The sequence below is a fragment of the Fibrobacter sp. UWEL genome (genome assembly GCF_900142535.1).
Taxonomy (GTDB): domain Bacteria; phylum Fibrobacterota; class Fibrobacteria; order Fibrobacterales; family Fibrobacteraceae; genus Fibrobacter.
Window position 1 is genome coordinate 16,887 of the sequence record NZ_FRBE01000019.1, and the last position, 19,587, is coordinate 36,473.

The window sequence follows — 19,587 nt, forward strand, 5'->3', positions numbered from 1 at the left end:
TTACTTCCATTTAAAGCGTCCCAGCACGCCGAAAATAACGGCAAGGACTGTAAAAGGGGCGTGTATGAATTCCACAGGAATGCACCACTTGATCAGGTGTTCCTGCCTAAATACACGTAACCCTCGGAGTATTAAAATCAGGTCGCCGGCACACTTGATCACGAATGTTATCGCAGTGGCCGCAAAAACAGTAAAGCTAAAGGGGGAAAGTGCCGCCGCAACACACTGCATGAGCAGGAACAGGAATACCATACTCAGCACGAATACAATTTTCGGTGTGTAATAGACGGTCTTGGAGGCCCAGCGCTTGCGCTGTTCCCAAAGTTCTTTCAATGTTTCCTTGCCGTTGGTGGTCACGAACGTGCTTTCGGAAATGCAGTAGCGCATGGCCCAGGGACGGTCCGCTGCCAGCTTCTGCATCAAGAGGTCGTCGTCTCCACTCTGAATCTTGAGGACGCCTTCGAAACCCTTCACGCTCTTGAAGAAACTCTTGCGGTAAGCCAGGTTGTTTCCGGTGCTGGTCAGGGGGAGGTGCATGGCAAGTCCTGCCGTTCCCGCCACTCTATATATAAGAGTCTCCACCGCCTGCATGCAAATCAGCACGCTGGACTTGCCTTTCACGGTAGGAATGTAGGAATGACCTGCCACCAGCTCGATACCCGGCTCGAATTCTGCCACGATGCCTGTAATCCAGGTGGGCTTCACAATGCAGTCTGCATCCGTCAGGCAGAGAATTTCGCCGTTACAGGCTTCAATCATCTGACTCAGGGCGAATTTCTTGGGGCTAGCTCCTTCCGGAATTTCCTTGATGGTCAGAACATTGAATTTTTCCGGATACTTGGCCTTGTATTCTTCCAAAATCTTGGGGGTGCTGTCCGTACTGCGGTCATCCGCTACCCAGACTTCCCAGAATCCGCGGTAATCCTGCTGCATCACGGAATCCAGAGTCTCCCGAATGCCAGCCTCTTCGTTACGGGCGGCAATCAGGATACTTACCTTAGGTGGTTGCTCTACGTCGGAGTTGCCCTTACGTACGGTTCCCAACGCCCTGAAGAACCTAAACTCCAGGTAGGCGTAGAACAGACAGAACGCTGACAACAGCCCGATAACAACGTATGTGACCGTAGTGAATACCATAATCCGCCGCAAAAATAGATATAAAACCAATTTTAATAATGCGGAGCCTCTCCTAAATTAAGGGTGTAATCGGGATTTTATCCGCAGAAATGTTTCTTTTTTATTACGTTTTGGATGGGTTTTTGCGGAAAACAAGGTACTGTTCAGGATAGAGGTTTTATCTAGTGTCCGTGTTTTTGATTGTATTTGTTGCTGCATCCCTGATTTTAGGGCTTATGGATGTTGTCATTTCCATAATGGCCATCCGCAAGGGCGGGTTCCTCGGTAAAAAGCTTGCCTTTACCAGCTTTGGCTGTGGTTATCTGGTATTTGTCTATCTCCTCCGCATTTGCGTTTCCCACGAAACCTTATTCTCCTGGCTTACCAGCGCCTACTATATAGGCATGGACGTGATGCTTCTGTTCATGACGTGCTTTGTGGCGAACCTGGTGGAACTGAAAAAATCGACGGTTTATCGTGCTGCGGCTTTTGCTCTCATTGCCCTTGCCGCCATTGATTCCGTAGGTTTTTTAATAAATCCTTTCTTGGAAATCTGGACGGGTTTTGTTCCTAGCCCATTGTACAACAAGTTCCGTCTGGTCATTCACGCCCCGTTCTATTATCATGTGGTTTTCAGCAGCTCCCTGGTGGTGCTGTCCCTGATACTTCTCGTACGTAAGTGGTCCATCGTTTCTGATGGTTTCAAGCGCAGGTACGGTTATGTGGCGGCGTCCATCTTTGCGGTCATCCTCCTGAATCTTGCCACCTTCATTTTCCCGGATTTTTTCGGCGGACAGAGAATGGATTACTCCGCCCTCGCCTGTAGCTTTGCGGCCATTGTATTTTACTGGTCCACCTGCATATTCACTCCCGTGAGCTTCATGTACGATCACAGTGTTCCTCTGGAAAAACGTATGAATCTCATGTTCATGATTACGGGAATTATCGGGTCCCTCCTGGGCTTGCTGATTTGTCTTGCGGCCTCCGTAGACTATGTGGGAATTCTAACGGTAGGTGGTGTTATCATTGGCATGATTGGCGCTTCCTTTGTGGCAAGACGGAATGGCCACGAAGAACTGGGCCTCTGGATTTTGGTGGCGGGTATCCTGATTGCCATGCCTACCATTTGGCTCTTTTCCGGTGGCATTCACAGTGGCGTAAATATCTGGTTTGTCTACGAGTTCTTCTATATCGCCTTTGCCCTGAAGGGCCGTAGAATGCTGATTGCCATGGGGGCTGCGTCCCTGCTGGACGGGGCTTGCTATATCTTTGGTTATTACTGCCCGCAGCATGTCTACACCTTTACCAATCTCCTGGACTCCTACATCAGTACTATGGGATCTGCCTTTGTGGTGGGACTTACCGTGGTGGTGACGGTCGTGTATCAAAAGAACATTTATTACGATGAACAAAATGCTCTGGAAAAGTCTTACAGGGAACAGAAAAAGCTTCAGCGTGAGGCGGAAATCGCCAACAAGGCCAAGGGTGATTTTCTTGCCAACATGAGCCACGAAATCCGTACTCCCATCAATGCCATTCTGGGTCTGGACGAGATGATTCTTCGTGGGGCATCTGCCGAAGAAACTGCAGAATACGCCCGCAACATCAAGCAGGCCGGCAATATGCTATTGTCCCTCGTTAACGATGTGCTGGACTTCTCCAAAATTGAAAACGGCAAGATGGATATTATTCCTGCGGACTATAAGCCCTCTTCCATGATTAACGACCTGGTCACCATGTTTAATCCCCGTGTGGTGGAAAAAGGCCTGGAATTAAAAACGGACATCATGGAAAATGTGCCTTCCGTATTGCGGGGCGATGACGTCCGTATTCGTCAGATTATCTCCAACCTTCTGTCCAATGCCATCAAGTATACCCACAAGGGCTCCGTCACCCTGACGGTAAGGAGCGAGGTAGAAGGCCCGAAGTGCATTCTTTACGTGTCCGTCAAGGATACGGGTATTGGCGTTCGGGAAGAAGACCGCCAGCGTCTGTTTGAATCTTTCCGCCGTGTGGATGAGTCCCGCAACCGCAGTATTCAGGGCACCGGGCTTGGTCTATCCATTACCCTCAGGCTATTGGAACTGATGGGCTCCTCCCTGGAACTGGAAAGCAACTACGGGGAAGGTTCTGACTTTAGCTTCCGTCTGGTTCAGGACGTGGTGGACGCGACTCCCATAGGAAACCTCCAGAAACAGCTGGAAGGCAAGGAAAAGCAGGCGGACGTGTACCGCGAAAGTTTCGAGGCGCCCCAGGCTAGAATCCTGGTGGTGGATGACAACAAGATGAACCTCATGGTGGTGAAGGGCCTGCTGAAGCATTCCAGAATGCAGATCGACACCGTTATGAGTGGCCAGGAATGTCTGAACAAGGTGGAAACCAACCGCTACGACATCATCTTTATGGATCACATGATGCCGGAAATGGATGGCATGGAAACCGTAAGACGCCTCCATGAAATGACCGAAAATAAGTCCGCCACCGCAAGAATTGTTGCCCTAACCGCCAATGCCGTGGTGGGAGCCAAGGAAATGTACCTGGCTGCCGGTTTTGACGACATTCTGGCAAAACCCATACGTGGGGCCCAGTTGGAAAAGATGATTTTGCATTATCTGCCCCCCGAACTGGTCTATAAAAAGGTCCAGCAATCGTTGACCTAAAGTTCACGTTTTACTAAATTTGCGCTACTTTGAGAATCGATATTGCACAAACACTTTCTGAACCCGAAGACCGCCAGGTGGTCTGGTCCCATGCCGATGCCCCTGAACTCTTCGACGAACTGCACCTAAAGGGCGATCTGGTAGCTCAGGTGCTGGTTAGCCCCGAAGGCGACAACAAGTGGCTTGTGACTGGTACGATCTCCGGCGTGCAGACGCTAACCTGCTCCCGCTCTCTGGAACCGTTTGACCGACCCTTCTCCACTGAAATCGTGGTCGAAGTTGAACGAATTCAGATTGCAAAACAGGAACTTGACGAGGAAGACGTTGACGTCTATGCCTACAAGATCCCCCAGGGGCAGTACTTCGTAGATGTTTCCGAGTGCGTTCGTGAGCTTATTTTGCTTCAGGAACCCCAAGCACCCGTGAAAAATCCTGACGAAGATTTTATCTTTGTAACAAACAACAATCCGGCAGAGGATGAAGCTGGCGAAAAGCCGACGGATCCCCGCTGGGACAAACTCAAGGCCCTCAAAGACAAAATGTCCAAGGGCAACTAGAATAACAGGAGTTAAAAATGGCTGTACCTAAAAGAAAAACTTCCACCGCTCGTCGTGACAAGCGTCGTACCCACTGGAAGATGGAAGTGCCCGCTATGGCTACTTGCGATCATTGCGGTTCCGTGAAGCGTCCGCATCGCGTTTGCCCGGTTTGCGGTTTCTACAATGGTGTAGAAGTTGTCGACATGAAGGCAGAAGCCTAATTTTTAGACTATATTAAGGTAAGCTCTGGTGTACCCGGAGCTTACCTTTTTTGTTTGATAAGACCCTCGTGGTCAAAAGTTTTGTTGTATAAGGAAGTCTACCATGGTTAAAGTAGCTTTGGATGCTCTGGGTGGCGATTTTGCTCCCGACGTTGTGATCGATGGCGCTATTAACGCTGCCAACAAGGATGCCGATCTGCACATCGTTTTGTGCGGACCTGAGGCCGAGGTCAAGGCTGGTCTCGCCAAGCGCGGTTATACCGGTACCGGTATTTCCGTGGTCGATGCACCGGAGCCGGTTGCCATGGATGAACATCCTGTCATGGTCCTCAAGAAGAAGCCCAACTCTGGTCTGGTCACTTGCGTTGCCCTCCAGAAGAAGGGTCTGGTAGACGCATCCGTCAGTGCTGGTAACTCCGGCGCCATGATGGCTAGCTGCCTTATGCTCTTGGGTAAGACTACAGACAAATTCGCTCGTCCGCCTATCGGTTGCGTGATTCCCACCGCCGAAAAGCCCATCGTTCTCGTGGACGCTGGTGCTAACGTTGACGAACGCGCTTCCGTTCTGGTTGACTTCGCCATCGCTGGTTCTGCATTTGCTGAAACCTACTTCGGTCGCGAAAAGCCGAAGGTTGGCTTGGTGAACATGGGCGAAGAAGAACACAAGGGCCCCGCAGTTCTCCAGGAAACCTATCAGCTCCTCAAGAACGCTCCCGTGAACTTCATCGGTAACATCGAAGGTGAAGACCTGATCATGTCCAAGGCCGACGTGGCTGTGACCTCCGGCTTTACCGGTAACGTCATCCTCAAGATGATCGAAGGCTTCTACGAAATGCACCACAAGATGTTCGGTTCCATCGATACCGAAGCTGGTCGCAACTTCGATAACATGTGGGACTACCGCATGACCGGTGGCGCTCTGCTCCTGGGCCTCAATGGTACTGGCATTATCGCTCACGGCCGTTCCGACGCTCTGGCTATCGAAAAGGCTGTGGAAGTTGCCGCTAAGTATGCTCGCCTCGGTGTGGCTAAGAACGTGAACGCACGTCTCGCCGAAATCAAGGACGAAGCCGCCGAAGCTCCCGCTCAGGCATAAAAACTTTTTTGTCATCCCCGGCTTGACCGGGGATCTAGCAATTCGAGTTTGCAAAAGACAGGACCAAAATCCTGTCTTTTTTCATGTCCCTTCAAAATTCCGGACCGTGCTATCTTGTTGATTCTCAATAAGTTACGTTTGTCCTTCGGTGTAAGTCTTTCGTTATCTTTTTGTAAGTAGGTTTTTACCCTTTGGTCTTTTAAGTCCGCTAATATTTTTGTAAGTTTGTACCGATTAAAAACGAACAATTGTTTACACTAAGGAATAACAATGTCCAAGACTATTCTTCTCTTCCCTGGCCAGGGCGCACAGTACGTCGGTATGGGCCAGACCCTCGCTTCTACTTTTGAACCTGCTAAGAAGATCATGCAGGAAGCAGACGAAATCCTCGGCTTCTCTCTGTCCAAGCTGATGGCTGAAGGTCCGGAAGATGTCCTCAAGAGCACTGACAATACTCAGCCCGCTCTCTTCACCGTGTCCGCAATGGTCATGGAAATCCTCAAGGCAGAAGGCTTTGAATTTGATTACGTGGCAGGTCACTCCCTGGGTGAATACTCTGCTATCTACGCTGCCGGCGGATTCAGCTTCGCCGACGGTCTCCGCCTGGTTCGCACTCGTGGCGAACTGATGGCTTCCGCTGGTTCCAAGAACCCGGGTGCCATGGCCGCTATCATGGGCCAGGAAGAAAACAAAATTCTGGAACTTTGCGAAGCCGTCAAGGATGCTGGCGTCGTGGTTCCTGCAAACATCAACTGCCCGGGTCAGATCGTTGTGTCTGGCGCTCAGGAAGGCGTTGCAAAGCTGGTGGAAAACTGCGCCGCTGCTGGTATCAAGGCTATTCCTCTGGCAGTGTCCGGTGCTTTCCACTCTCCGCTGATGCAGTTCGCTCAGCCGGGTCTGGCAGAAGCTATTGCAAAGACTACCTTCAACGATGTGGCTAAGCCGGTCATCGCTAACGTGATTGCCGAACCTGTCACCTCCGGCAAGGAAATCGCAGACCTGCTGGTTCGCCAGCTGGTATCTCCGGTCCGTTGGAACGACTGCATGAACAAGGCTATTTCCCTGGGTGTTACTCAGGGCGTCGAAGTGGGTTCCGGCAAGGTCCTCATGGGCCTCATGCGCAAGATCAGCCGCGACGTGAAGGTCACTCCGGTAGAAACTATCGAAGCATTTCAGGCTCTCAAGGCCTAATTAACAGAGGGAACAAATTATGGGTAAATTAACTGGTAAGAAGGCTATTGTCACTGGTGCCTCCCGTGGTATCGGTCTGGCTATTGCAACTGAACTGGCTAGCCAGGGTGCCGATGTGGCAATCCTCTCCACTTCCGTCAAGGAAGAACTGGCTGCCAAGCTCTCCGCCGAACTGGGTGTGCAGGTCAAGAGCTATGCTTGCGACGTGGGCAACTCCGAAACTGTTCAGGAAGTTTTCAAGCAGATCATTGCTGACATGGGTACCGTGGACATCCTGGTGAACAACGCCGGCATTACCCGCGACGGTCTCCTGATGCGCATGAAGGACGAAGACTTCGACGCTGTCATCCAGACCAACCTCCGCTCCGTGTTCCTCTGCACTCGCGCCGTAGCTCGCACCATGATGGGCAAGCGTACCGGCCGTATCGTGAACATTACCAGCATTAACGCAATCCGCGGTCAGGCTGGTCAGGCCAACTATGCCGGTGCTAAGGCTGGCGTTATCGGTATGACCAAGTCCAACGCTATGGAATTCGCTTCCCGCGGCATTACCGTGAACGCAGTGGCTCCTGGCTTTATCGGCACCGACATGACCGCCAAGATGGACGACGCAACTAAGGAAAAGTACGCCGCATCTATCCCCCTGCAGCGCATTGGCAACCCGGAAGACGTGGCTAAGGCTGTAGCATTCCTGGCATCCGACGACGCATCCTACATTACCGGACAGGTATTGGGCGTTGACGGGGGCTTGAACGCTTAAGGATTTTTTATTAAATTTTAACACAAACACTTAATCCAAAAATGGAGTATACAATGAACGAAGAAATTTTTAAGAAGGTAACCGACGTTATCGTTGCCAAGCTGGAAGTCAAGGCTGAAGATGTGAAGCCTGAATCCGAATTCAGCAACGACCTCGGCGCTGACTCTCTCGACCGCGTCGAACTGGTTATGGCTCTCGAAGACGAATTCGAAGTCGAAATCCTCGACTCCGATGCAGAAAAGTTCCAGAAGGTTTCCGACGTTGTTGCCTTCATCGAATCCAAGAAGGCTTAATTTTTAAGCTTCCCGATTTTGAGGAATTGAAAACGGTCCCTGGTGCTAACCGGGGCCGTTTTATTTTTTAGATGTCATTCCCGGCTTGACCGGGAATCTGGCTGTTTTTTTAAGACGTCATCCTGAACGAAGTGAAGGATCCAGTGACGCATATTTTTTAACTTTCCTTTATAATCACAAGCGGGATGTTCCTGCTGACTCATAGGAGACAAATTTGGAAAACGAAAACTTATTGCATAAGGTTTTAAAGCTCTGGTTTCGCCAGAAGTCCGAAGGCGGGCTTGAGGCAAAGCTTGGGTACAGATTCAGAGATCCGGAACTTCTGGCTCACGCTCTGGTCCACCGTTCATTCCTTATGGGCAAGGATTTGCCCTACGAGAATAACAACGAACGTCTGGAATTCCTGGGCGACTCCGTGCTCAACATGTTGACCACCGAGTATCTGTACCGAAACTATCCCAACGACCCCGAAGGTGACCTGTCCAAGCGCAAGAGTGCCATTGTATCGGGTCATGCCTGCGCCCAGTCCAGTAAGGAATGGGACCTGGACGAATACATCCGCATCGGCAAGGCCGAGATGAAAATGTCCGGTCGCGGTAAGGAAACCATCCTGGCGGATGCCTACGAAGCAGTTCTCGGGGCTGTGTATCTGGATGGCGGTCTGGAAGAAGTTCGTGCCATCCTGAATAAGTTCCACTTCCCCCGCATCAAGGACATTATTGTGGCAAACGATTTCGTGAACCACAAGAGCGCCCTTCTGGAATACTTGCAGGGCAAGCGCCGTACTTCTCCGGAGTATGTCCTCATTGGTGAGACCGGTCCGGAACACCAGAAGGAATTCACCACGGAAGTCCATATCAACGATAAGACTTATGGCCGCGGTGCAGGTCCCAACAAGAAGACCGCAGAACAGGAAGCTGCCCGCGTAAGCCTGGAAATGCTCCTGGCCGAAGACGCCGCTGCCGCTGCCGAAGAAGCAAACAAACCCGCTCCCGCAAAGGTTAAACCCGCAGCTCGCCACGCTGGACTTCCTTAATTGTTTAGCCTGACTATGTCATCCTGAGCGAAGAACCGAAGGTTCGTAGTCGAAGGATCTTTTGGCGAAAACGTTTTTATTTGAGACTGATTATGAAGATGTATAAGAATGTGATTGGCCTGGTTGCCGTAGCAACTCTTGCTTTTGGTCTGGCTGCTTGCAACGATTCCAAGGAATCTAAGAAAAAGGGTGCCTCCGTTTCCGAAGCGGATTGCCCGGCTCTTGCTGATGATCCCGAAGCTACCGGCGAATTTGACCCCATTGCCTCCAAGGATGCTCGCCCCTGCGGTTCCATTACCTTGTGGGGCTCCGCCATGCCTAAGTCCTTTAACATGTGGGAAGACTACAACAGTTTCTCCGCAGAACTCATGGGCATGATGTACGAACCTCTGGTTTCCCTCCACACCACGGAAGACCGTGAAGTGGGCGTCCTGGCTGACAGCTGGACCGTGGGGGAGGATGGCAGGACCTTTACCTTCCATGTGGATGCTCGCGCCAAGTGGAGTGATGGCAAGCCCGTCACCGCCGAAGACGTCCAGTTCTACTACGATGTCATCATGGACGAAAAGAACCTCACGCCCATTTTCAAGGTGGGGCTCTCCCGCTTTGACCGTCCGGAAGTGGTCGATGCCCAGACCATCAAGATGGTGGCGAAGGAAACTCACTGGGGTAACTTCTGGGAAGCTGCCGGCATGCTGGCTTTCCCCAAGCACGTTTGGCAGGGCAAGGACTTTAACCAGATCCGTTACGAATTCCCTGTGGTCAGCGGACCCTACAAGATCAAGACATTCCGTGAAGATCGTTACGTGGAATTGGCCCGCCGTGCAGACTGGTGGGGATTCAAGAAGAACTGGAACCGCGGTAAGTACAACTTCCAGAAGATTCGTTACCGCTTCATGAACGACCAGACCAAGGCTCTGGAAGCTTTCAAGAAGCAGGACTTTAACGCCTACGCCATTTATACCAGCAGCATCTGGATGAAGCAGACTGATTTTGATGCCGTCCAGAAGGGTTGGGCCGTCAAGCAGCGCATTTATAACAAGGAACCCATCGGGTTCCAGGGTATGGCGATTAACCTGCGCAAGCCGGAATATCAGGATGTTCGCGTCCGTAAGGCTTTGAACTACTTGCTGAATCGCGAAGCCATGAACGAAAAGTACATGTATGGTCAGTACTTCCTGCAGAACAGCTACTATCCGGATCTGTGGCCGAATAATACCAACCCGACGGCAACCATGTACAGTTACAATCCGGACCAGGCACGCGCCCTCTTTGCTGAAGCTGGCTATAAAGTCAATGCCGAAGGCGTTCTGGAAAAGGATGGCAAACCTTTCAAGATTAACTTCATCACCAGCAGTGAAGACCTCCGTCACCTGACTCTCTTCCAGGAAGACTTGAAGAAGGTGGGCGTGGTGGCTACCATCGAAAAGATGAGCCAGAGCACTCTCCGCAAGCGTTTGGACGATGCTGACTTTGACCTCTACTGGGTGAACTGGGGCGCTGGCCGTCTCCGCGATCCGGAAGCCAGCTGGTCCTCTGAAACTGCCCTCCAGAAGGGAACCAACAACTTGAGTGGTCTCCAGGATGCTGTGGTGGATAGCCTCATTAACTTGCAGAAGACCGAATTCGATCTGGCCAAACGCAACGAAATCCTGAAGGCTCTGGATAACCGCCTTTCTGAAATCGTTCCCTACGTTCTCATGTGGCAGTGCGATCATCATCGCATCCTGTACTGGAACCGCTACGGCATGCCCGAAAAGGTGCTGGACAATTTCAACCGCGAAGATGCCATCCCTGTTTACTGGTGGTTGGATCCCGCCAAGTCCGCAGCCCTCGACAAGGCCATGAAGGAAGGCTCAAACCTGCCCATTCCCGCCTATGATATTAAATAATCCTTTGAGGAGGTGCTTTAGCACCCCTCAAATAGAAAAAGGACGAGCTAAACAAGTCAAAGACTTGTGAAGGCTCGTCCTTTTTTTTCGGGGGTCTTGGGGTGCCCCCCCCCTACGTCATTATAAAAATAATTCGCAGCCCATGTAAAGGCCGGTGGCTTCGCCGTCCATACGATGGATGTTGCCGTCGTTGTTGGCGCCTTCGTAATCTTCGTTACGGAAGATCAGGTGTGCCTTCACGGTAATCATGGGGTTAATGGCGTACTGGGCGCCCAGCCACAGGTTAAACTGGGTGGTGCCGTTATCGTCATAGCCGTAGTCATGGGAGTCACGATCGTTCTCGTATTCACTTTCGGTCAGACGATACTTCATCTTGAGGCCCAGATAAGGAGCAAGACCCTTTACAGTAGGAATTTCATAGCGGGCTTCTGCACCCATATGGATGTCCAGACCGCGTTCATGGTTGTCGTGTTCAAATCCCCAGTAGAGACCTCCTTCCACGCCAAATTGAAAACCCTGCACACCGGTGGGCAGAGAGAACTGTGCACCGCCATAGAGGGAAAGTTCGTCGTTGGTGGGTCGGGTGGTGCCCACGCCGTCGTAGTCGTCGTTGCCGGTGGGGAGGTTGATGTCCAGGAATGCGGTTACCATGGGGGCCACTTCAAAACGAACCCCGAGGGTCATGTCCGTCAGGCCGTTGCCTCCGTTGGCACAGCCGCTGCAATCGGTTTCGCCCCAGAACTGGTAACCGAAATTCTGCAGGGAGATTTCCAGACCCTTGATAACGCTGAAACGTGCGCCAATCTTAAGTCCCATCTGGCTCCAGTCATCGTCGGCGTCATAATAAATGCCGCCCTTGAAGGAAGCCTTGCCTGCGTCCTGTACGGGATAGTAATCCCAGGTTGCAAAAGATGCGGTGGCAGCCATTGCTGCTGCAATTGCGATTTTCTTGAGCATATGAATCTCCATAAATTCCAATGCCAACAAATTAGAAAAAGCACCCGGCTATTGCCGAGTGCTTCTTGTAAAACTTACGTTTCTTAAGTTCTGTAATTGTTAGAACTTGAAGGAAGCGTTGAAGTCGATGGACATCGGAGTGTCCTTACCGTAGTAGTCTTCACCTACGCCGAAACCGAAGGAAAGGTCAAGACCGATCTGTTCGGTAGCTGCGTAGCCAGCACCAACGTAGATCCAGAGGCCCAGATCGCCGGAATCATCGAATTCAATATTGCCGGCTTCAGTATCGGTAACCTTGATGTTTGCATCAAGGCCAACGTACGGGGTCAGCTGCGGCATAACTGCGAAATCCAATTCTGCGCCAACATTTACTTCGTAAGCCGGAGTATACTTGTCGTCGCCTTCGGTTTCAAACTTGAAGCCAGCTTCAGAACCGAGGGAGATCATCTGGTTGAGACCGGTAGAGAACTGCACACCAGCGTGGATGCCGAGGCCGTCGCCGTCAATTTCTTCTTCGCCAACAGGGAGAATGAAGTCGGCGAATGCGTTCATGGTGGGCATGAACTGGTAGCGAACCATAAGCGGAAGGTTACGGAGGCCATCAGCGCCATCGTTGCCATCATAGTCGGACATAACGCGGTACGGAATCTTCAAGCCCAGTTCCAAGCCCTGAACGACAGTGTAGCGAGCGCCTGCATAGATGTCGAGGCCACTCCAGTCGCCCTGCATCATGTAGTTCACGCCAACCTTGGCCTGGCCCTTGTTTGCTTCGAGAACGGGGAACTTGTCCCAAGTTGCGAAAGATGCGGTTGCTGCGAGAGCGCCTGCAAGTGCGATTTTCTTAATCATTTTTTATGTCTCCTTAGATGTTGGGATTAAAATTCTGAGGGATTTGGTAAAATTAGAACCAGTAGGTTGCGCCCAGAGCGAACTGGAGGTTCTTTGCGTTAACTTCGACGTCCTTGCCAAGAGGGTTCTCGATGTCGGCAACCATGTTGGTAAGACCCAGGTTCACGCGGAAGTCGATGTCTACGAAGGGAACGATGCCGGTACCAACGCCGAATGCCAGGCCGAATTCAAAAGTATTGAAGTAGTCGTCGTTGAATTCAACTTCGTTGCCATCATCGTCTTCTCCAGAAACGCTCAGGTTGAGTGCGAAGGTGGGACCTGCTTCCACATAGAGGATGGGGAGGAGAGAGAGACGGACCAGAACGGGAACTTCCAATGCCCATTCGGTGAGAGTTGCGTCGTTATCGTCGGTCATGTTACGCATATCGATCAATACTTCCGGTGCTACGGTGATGGGCAACAGGGGAAGGGAAATCTTCATGCCAAGGCCTGCACTGAAACCAATGCCTGTTTCAGCGTTTTCAGCATCGTCACCCCAAAGGGTGCTCATATTTGCAGCGGCGTGTACGCCAAAGTTAATCTGTGCGAAAGAGAAGCTTGCAACCATGAGGGCTGCGATAAGGATCTTCTTGAACATAATTTTCCTTGATGGATGGTTGATATTTAAAGTTCTGTTTACAATTTAATATTAGTTCCTGCAGGTTGCAAGGTATTTGTTACAAAAATGTGATATTATTCAAACCTGCTAACTTGTTGATATTCAATGGATTGGCGATTTGTTTGGAATTGTGCGGGTTGCAGGGGGCTTTTGGGGTTGTTCCATGTCACAATGGAATATCATTTGACGTTCGTCACGTGATAAATTGCGGAAAAAAGCATATCTTTATTTTGTAAAAAATTGTTTCCATGAGGAATACTATGAAATTAAGATTGTCTACTATTGGGGCTTCCCTGCTGCTCTTGGCCGGTGCAGCATCCGCTGTTAACGGAAGTGGATATTACAATCTCATTTCTGTCGGTGGTGTTTATTATTTGACTCAGGATGCTAATTCCTGTAATGTAGCCTCGCAAAAGGTTTCCGTTCTAGGAGAAACCTTAACTACTTATGCTTATACCAATCCTTATCCTAACACCGGCTACGGGGTTGGGTATACGATGGGTGTTACCAATGGCAAGACTGGAGCTGAGCTGAAGTCTGGTTGGTGTACCGCTTCTGCTAAGGATACTCCGAAAAATCTTTATTCTCTGTTGAAGACGAGCTGGATTGACGCTCAGGGTGTTTGGAGTATTACGGATCTTAATCTTGGCTCCAATCTGGATTTGGCCGGTTTTGATGAGGATGGAAAGTGCGTCAATCCTCATAAGCCTCTGCCGACCGTGGTGGATAAGGGAATTAAGGGTAACGGCTATACCATTAAGAATCTCTGCTACGAAACCGACAAAATGACCGGAGCAGTGGGATTTATCTCTGAAATCAAAAAGGGTAATTATCTCAATATTAACTTCGACGGGGTAAAAATTGCCGTTAAGGGTACTAGCAAGGACGGTAAGGATTACTACCCGGTAGGAACTTTGGCTGGTGTGATTGATTCCGCCAATGTAGGTTCCATTGCCGTTTCCAACGTCTCTATTGACGCACCCTTTGCTGGTGGTATCGTTGGTTTGGTGTCTAATGCTACCGTGGCAAATTCTCGTGCTACAGAAAATGTTTCCATTACTAACTCTCTGCCTATTACCACAGGTTACGCTGGATCCAGCACGATTGATCTTGCAACTCCTTATGGTGTGTTCTTGGGTGGTATTGCGGGTGTATCTACCCGTAGTAATGCGGTCAAAGCCGACGCTTCCTTGAAAGCTGATACCGCCTTGGTGACTGTTCAAGATCATGCGACTGGTCATCGCTCTGCCTTGGGTGGCGCTGTAGGTATGATATTCGCTAGCCTGGATACCTATACTGGCATTCACGTAATTAGCAAAGATAACGAAAAAACCAACATTTCTGGCGGTAGCGCCATGGGCGGCATCGTTGGTTATTCTTCCATCCTTTATGTGAACAATTCGCAGATTGCTGCTGATACTTGCACTCTGAAACTGGAAAACAGCTCCTTTACCGGCGAAATTGGCAATGCTTCTTCTTTGGATGATATTGCGATTGGCGGCTTGGTGGGACGCGATTCTGTGGTTTCCCAAACAAAGCTCAATATTGCTCGTAGTGTTGCTGATATTACCCTTAAGGATTCCTTGACTACTGCTGGAAACTATCGCTATTTTGCAGGTGGTATCCTGGGCTTCAGTAGCAATTGTACAAGTGCTGCTACTGACAAGGATTATCTGGCTATCGAAAAGTCCGTATCCAAGGGCTCTATGGAATTGGCTGGTTCTGATGTAGCTGTGTCGGGGCTTCATGCCAAGGCCTACATGGGAGGCATTGCTGGTGCTGCATGCTTTGCTGCGGAAGCCAAGGCTCTCAAGGAAGATACTTCCTCTGTAAAGATTGTTTCCAAGATTAAGACCACTAATGATACCCTGTTTGTAGGTGGTATTGTTGGCTCCATGAATGTAGGTGACAATAAGGGAATTAATCTTTCTGTATTGTCCTTTACGGGGAGCATTGCCGTGGAGGATAGCTTAAACGAAATCTATGCAGGTGGTGTTGTTGGTCTGTATCTTGGAGCTAGTGGTGGCAAACCCATTGGTTTTAAGGATATTTCTGTTTCCGCTAAGAATCCCGAAACTTCTAAAAGAGGTGACCTGATTACATATAGTGCCAAGGCTGAATCAGCTCCTGCTGGATCCGTGAAGAAGGGTGTTCGTCTGGGTGGTCTTTGCGGCTATTGCCGAGAAATCAACAATGCTGAAAAAATCAGCATTTATGGCAATATCAATGTTCAGGCTGAATCCAAGTTTGTTGGCGACTCCCTGTTTGTAGGTGGCCTTGTGGGTCGTTATGAAAATACTGTTGCTGAAATGGTTATCCAGAAAACCAGCACGGTGGGTGACATTGTGGTAAATGGTAGCGGAACCCTCACTAAGGTAGGCTATTTGCTGGGCTTAGGTCGTCTAGGCTCTAGCTACAAGTTCATTTCCAACTATCACTTTGGTTCCGACACTGATGTGGATGCTTTCGGTTTCCTGACCCAAAGCGATATAAGCAGTATTGGCTCTGAAATTACGGATTGGACGACTCAGGAAAGTATTTCCTACACCATTCGCAATGGAGAGACCAGCACCTATGGTGAAAATGCTAACAAGAATGGTACCGCTTTGGCTTCTGAAATGCAAAGCAAGAGCTTTGCAAAGTTGATGAACGATCCCTTGAGCGGTACAAGGGAAGATCCCTATGTATGGGACTATGAAACAGGTTCCAACGATGGAATGCCGTTCCTTGTGGGTAAAAATGATAAGCCCGTTACCAATGTGACTACCTATACTGTCACATTCTACCTTGATGATGAGGAAACTACTAGCTATGCAAAGAGATTCCCGGCTGAGGGAGAAGCTGTTGATCTTCCGGAAAATCCTGTTGTTGAAGGGTATACTTTTGTAGGATGGGATAAGGCTGAATATCTGACAAACGTTACCTCTGACATGAATGTACATGCTGTATTGAACAAGCAGACATTTACGGTTACGTTCTTTGGATATAACAAGTATACAAAGGACTTCACATGGATGCTAGTCTCTCATGAGAATGTTCCCTATGGTTCCTATGAATACCCCCCCAATAAGGATGACTATGCTGAATACATCGATGTCATGGAAGGCATGGAGTTTGCTGGATGGGATACTGACGAATATGAGAGTGTTAAGAGTGACTTGGAAATTCGTCCTGCGTATAAACCGATCACTTATACCGTATCATTCATGAATCAGGACGGCTCTGAAGCATATAGTTCTATTGGTGTGAAGTATGGCTCTGAAATTAATTTGCCTGCTGCAGGAACTATGGCCGGAAATGATTCTATGACTTATATCTTTAAGGAATGGAAGGCCGATAATGACGAAGTGTTCGCTACCATGCCTGCAAAGGACTTGGTGTTTAATGCAGTATATGATTCTACAAGAAAGGAATACACTGTAGCCTTCCTGGATTACGATGGCTCTCCTCTTGGCGAAACTCTGGTGAAGTATGGCATGAAGGCTGAACCTATTCCCTATGTGGGTAGGGATGGCGTAAAGCTAAATTCCTGGAAGGATACTTCCGTTGTTATTACCAAGCCGACAACAATCACTGCTGATGTGAGCTTCAAGGTAAAGTATGTCGTGGCTGGGGAAGAAAAGGAAACCTGGCTGCCCAACGGTACGAACATGAAGGATGCTGGGGAAAAATCTGCATCCCGTCCGGCTACGGAAAAGTACACTTATATCTTTACTGGCTGGGATAATGCATTTGATGTCCTGACGGATTCCATTACCTATGTGGCTCAGTTCGATTCCGTTGTGAACGAATACACTGTAACCTTCCTGGATTACGATGGCTCTCCTCTTGGCGAAACTCTGGTGAAGTATGGCGAAAAGGTTACTCCTCCTGTCTATAACGCAAAGGATGGCGTAAAGCTGAAATCCTGGAAGGATACATCTGCTGTAATCACCCAGACAACGACCATTACTGCTGAAGTCAGCTTTAAGGTGATCTACGTTGTCGGCGAGACGGAGAAGGAAGTCTGGGTTCCCAACGGATCCGACATGACTGACGTTGGTGAACAGACCGCATCCCGTCCGGCTACGGAAAAGTACACTTATATCTTTAAAGGCTGGAATCAGGAGTTTGATGTCCTGACAGACTCTATTACCTATGTGGCTAAGTTTGACTCCGTTGTGAACGAATATGTTGTAACCTTCAAGGATTACAATGGAGGGGACCTTGGAACTGCTTCCGTGAAGTACGGTGAAAAGGTTACTCCGCCTGAATACAAAGCTGAAGAAGGCGTTCGACTGAATTCCTGGAAGGACACTTCTGCCGTGATTACTCAGGCTACGACGATCACTGCTGACGCAAGCATCCTGGTTACCTATGTGATTTCCGATGGTGACGTCGAAACTTCCTGGCTGCCTTATGGCACCAACGTTAAGGAAGTGGTTGGAACAAAGATTGTTTCCCGTGATGCAACTGAAAAGTTCACTTATGAGTTTACCGGCTGGGATGAAGAATTTACCACGAATCTGACGGCCCCTGTAACTTATAAGGCTCAGTTTACTGAACGTGAAATTGTGGCTTCCAGCAGTTCCTCTGAACCGGAATCCAGTTCTAGCAGTTCCGCAATCGAACAGCCGGAATCTAGCTCCAGCGAAGAAATTGTTGTTGCTGAAGATGTATCTGTGACAATGATGAAATCTCTGAAGCAGTCTGGTAACGCAGTTCTTCTGACTTACGCTGTAGACCTGAGCAATGTGGCTCGCAAGACCGAAGTCTATGCAGTTCTGGTTGATGAAAAGGGTAAATCCAAGAAGTATCCGATTGCAGACTCCCTGGAAACTGAACGCGTTGAAAATACCTTTGTAATCGCTCCGGCTCCTGTGGGTAAGAATTCCGTGAAGCTGGTGGTTACCAATGGTGTGAAGACTGCTTCCTCAAAGGCAGAAACGTTTGAAGTTGCTTCCGAAATCGCAGTAGCTCCCAAGAGCTGGAACATGATTTCTCTGGCTGATGCAAAGGATCTGACAAAGCTTGCTTCTAGCACGAGCATCTACTGGTGGGATGAAGGCAATGCTATTGGCGACTACTGGCAGTATCGCGCCTTTGATGGTGGCGAATTTGAATCTGCTCGTGGCTTCTGGTATGGCTCCTCCGTGGGTAAGTCCATTGCTCTCCGCGAAGGTGTTGCTACTTCTGAATTCGAATGGAAGCTGGATAGCCTCTACTCTGGTTGGAACATGGTTTCCAATCCTACTGGCTGGTCCGTTAGCCTCAATGGTGTGCTGAAGAATGAAGACGTGCTTCAGGTCCGTAGCTGGAATGCCGAAACTGGCGCCTATGACCTTGCAACTGAACTGAAACCCTACGAAGCCGTATGGGTCCAGGTCAAGCGTCCGACTCGTGTCACTGTGGATGCAACTCCTTACTTCGGCGCAGAAGAAAAGAACTTGACTTCTGCCCAGAAGGTTGCCGCTCTTCGTAAGGGCGCCGCTCGCAAGGCTTCCGCCAAGAACTGGAGCGTGCTTGCCGTGCTGAAGGATCGTTCTGGAAAGGCTGACTCCTGGAACATGATTGGCGCAGGCTCCCAGGAAGAAACTCTGGATAAGGCTCCCATGGGTATGGGCGATTACATCCGCCTGGCCATTATGGACGGAAAGAATAAGCTTTCCAAGAGCGTGAAGGCTGTTGCTGACGAATACGAATGGGATATGAAGCTTTCTGCAGCAACTGCTAGAGACGCTGAACTCTCCTTCGATGGCGTGGAAGCCCTGAATCAGGCTGGACTTGCCATGACCGTGACCATCAATGGCAAGACTCAGGAAGTGAAGGCCGGAAGCCCCGTCAAGGTTGCTCTGACCAAGAATTCTACCGTGGCTACTGTCCGTGTGGCACCTGCCGCAACTCTTGCTTCCAACAAGCTGACCGGCTTTGCTGTGGCTCAGGTTGCCGATGGCCTCCAGATCGGCTTCGATGCTCCCGAAAGCCTGGCTGGCGCAAATGCAAGCTACGCCCTGGTTGCTGTGAACGGCAAGAAGATTGCTTCCGGCAGCTTCAAGGCAACCGCAGGCACCAATAGCCTGAACCTGAAGGTTCCCCAGTCTGGTCTCTACTTCATCCAGATGAAGATCGGCAGCCAGATGGCCTCCGCAAAGGTCATGGTTAAGTAAACCAAAATAGTAGGGAATTGAATTTCCAAGAAAGCCGTCCGAAAGGGCGGCTTTTTCATATGAAATTCACCCGCGAAAAAACACCATAGAACTCTGCCGAATACTTTAAAATTTTCTTACAAATAGTTAAATTGCTATTAAAATCCCCACATTGGGAATAAAAGTTTACAAAG

14 protein-coding genes are annotated in these 19,587 nt (G+C 49.7%); 10 read left to right on the top strand and 4 right to left on the bottom strand.

What is annotated here, in order from left to right:
- A complete protein-coding gene (locus BUB59_RS11585) occupies positions 1-1,137 on the bottom strand; it encodes a glycosyltransferase (protein WP_073230134.1) in 1,137 nt (378 codons plus the stop codon).
- Between the two features lie 164 nt (positions 1,138-1,301).
- On the opposite strand from BUB59_RS11585, the gene BUB59_RS11590 reads away from it, so the two are divergent.
- The 9 genes from BUB59_RS11590 (at position 1,302) to BUB59_RS11630 (ending at position 10,804) form a co-directional block, all read left to right on the top strand.
- A complete protein-coding gene (locus tag BUB59_RS11590) occupies positions 1,302-3,776 on the top strand; it encodes an ATP-binding protein (RefSeq protein ID WP_073230137.1) in 2,475 nt (824 codons plus the stop codon).
- 29 nt (positions 3,777-3,805) lie between these two features.
- A complete protein-coding gene (locus BUB59_RS11595) occupies positions 3,806-4,333 on the top strand; it encodes a YceD family protein (protein ID WP_073230139.1) in 528 nt (175 codons plus the stop codon).
- A 17-nt stretch (positions 4,334-4,350) separates the two neighbouring features.
- Positions 4,351-4,536 carry a 50S ribosomal protein L32 gene (gene rpmF, locus BUB59_RS11600; RefSeq protein WP_073230141.1) on the top strand — a complete coding sequence of 62 codons (186 nt, stop codon included), beginning with the start codon at positions 4,351-4,353 and terminating at the stop codon, positions 4,534-4,536.
- Positions 4,537-4,639: 103 nt separating this feature from the next.
- Positions 4,640-5,632: a phosphate acyltransferase PlsX gene (plsX, locus tag BUB59_RS11605; protein WP_073230143.1), complete on the top strand. Its 993-nt coding sequence runs from the start codon at positions 4,640-4,642 to the stop codon at positions 5,630-5,632.
- 270 nt (positions 5,633-5,902) lie between these two features.
- Positions 5,903-6,823 (top strand): ACP S-malonyltransferase, encoded by a 921-nt coding sequence (gene fabD / locus BUB59_RS11610; protein ID WP_073230145.1) that lies wholly within the window; start codon positions 5,903-5,905, stop codon positions 6,821-6,823.
- Positions 6,824-6,842: 19 nt separating this feature from the next.
- The gene (fabG, locus tag BUB59_RS11615; protein ID WP_073230147.1) at positions 6,843-7,583 is read left to right on the top strand and encodes a 3-oxoacyl-[acyl-carrier-protein] reductase; all 741 of its coding nucleotides are present in this window, start codon (positions 6,843-6,845) and stop codon (positions 7,581-7,583) included.
- Between the two features lie 53 nt (positions 7,584-7,636).
- Positions 7,637-7,876 (top strand): acyl carrier protein, encoded by a 240-nt coding sequence (acpP, locus tag BUB59_RS11620; protein WP_073230149.1) that lies wholly within the window; start codon positions 7,637-7,639, stop codon positions 7,874-7,876.
- 214 nt (positions 7,877-8,090) lie between these two features.
- Positions 8,091-8,912: a ribonuclease III gene (rnc, locus tag BUB59_RS11625; RefSeq protein ID WP_073230151.1), complete on the top strand. Its 822-nt coding sequence runs from the start codon at positions 8,091-8,093 to the stop codon at positions 8,910-8,912.
- A gap of 92 nt (positions 8,913-9,004) precedes the next feature.
- Entirely contained in the window at positions 9,005-10,804 is a 1,800-nt protein-coding gene (locus tag BUB59_RS11630) for an extracellular solute-binding protein (RefSeq protein WP_073230154.1), read from the top strand.
- 120 nt (positions 10,805-10,924) lie between these two features.
- Here BUB59_RS11630 and BUB59_RS11635 read toward each other — a convergent pair whose 3' ends face one another.
- The 3 genes from BUB59_RS11635 to BUB59_RS11645 all read right to left on the bottom strand — a co-directional run bounded on the left by BUB59_RS11635 (position 10,925) and on the right by BUB59_RS11645 (position 13,247).
- Positions 10,925-11,761, bottom strand: coding sequence for a hypothetical protein (locus tag BUB59_RS11635; protein WP_073230156.1), 837 nt, complete (start codon positions 11,759-11,761; stop codon positions 10,925-10,927).
- A 99-nt stretch (positions 11,762-11,860) separates the two neighbouring features.
- Complete coding sequence (locus tag BUB59_RS11640; RefSeq protein ID WP_073230158.1) at positions 11,861-12,610, bottom strand: hypothetical protein; 750 nt, start codon at positions 12,608-12,610, stop codon at positions 11,861-11,863.
- 52 nt (positions 12,611-12,662) lie between these two features.
- A complete protein-coding gene (locus BUB59_RS11645) occupies positions 12,663-13,247 on the bottom strand; it encodes a porin family protein (protein WP_073230160.1) in 585 nt (194 codons plus the stop codon).
- 281 nt (positions 13,248-13,528) lie between these two features.
- On the opposite strand from BUB59_RS11645, the gene BUB59_RS15040 reads away from it, so the two are divergent.
- Positions 13,529-19,414 (top strand): InlB B-repeat-containing protein, encoded by a 5,886-nt coding sequence (locus tag BUB59_RS15040; RefSeq protein ID WP_159433368.1) that lies wholly within the window; start codon positions 13,529-13,531, stop codon positions 19,412-19,414.
- Positions 19,415-19,587 lie beyond the last annotated feature (173 nt).

Excerpts from the sequence above, each read along its gene's own strand:
- BUB59_RS11585 (WP_073230134.1), bottom strand. The coding sequence starts at position 1,137 with ATGGTATTCACTACGGTCACATACGTTGTTATCGGGCTGTTGTCAGCG.
- rpmF (WP_073230141.1), top strand. The coding sequence starts at position 4,351 with ATGGCTGTACCTAAAAGAAAAACTTCCACCGCTCGTCGTGACAAGCGT.
- plsX (WP_073230143.1), top strand. The coding sequence starts at position 4,640 with ATGGTTAAAGTAGCTTTGGATGCTCTGGGTGGCGATTTTGCTCCCGAC.
- fabD (WP_073230145.1), top strand. The coding sequence starts at position 5,903 with ATGTCCAAGACTATTCTTCTCTTCCCTGGCCAGGGCGCACAGTACGTC.
- fabG (WP_073230147.1), top strand. The coding sequence starts at position 6,843 with ATGGGTAAATTAACTGGTAAGAAGGCTATTGTCACTGGTGCCTCCCGT.
- acpP (WP_073230149.1), top strand. The coding sequence starts at position 7,637 with ATGAACGAAGAAATTTTTAAGAAGGTAACCGACGTTATCGTTGCCAAG.
- BUB59_RS11630 (WP_073230154.1), top strand. The coding sequence starts at position 9,005 with ATGAAGATGTATAAGAATGTGATTGGCCTGGTTGCCGTAGCAACTCTT.
- BUB59_RS11635 (WP_073230156.1), bottom strand. The coding sequence starts at position 11,761 with ATGCTCAAGAAAATCGCAATTGCAGCAGCAATGGCTGCCACCGCATCT.
- BUB59_RS11640 (WP_073230158.1), bottom strand. The coding sequence starts at position 12,610 with ATGATTAAGAAAATCGCACTTGCAGGCGCTCTCGCAGCAACCGCATCT.
- BUB59_RS11645 (WP_073230160.1), bottom strand. The coding sequence starts at position 13,247 with ATGTTCAAGAAGATCCTTATCGCAGCCCTCATGGTTGCAAGCTTCTCT.
- BUB59_RS15040 (WP_159433368.1), top strand. The coding sequence starts at position 13,529 with ATGAAATTAAGATTGTCTACTATTGGGGCTTCCCTGCTGCTCTTGGCC.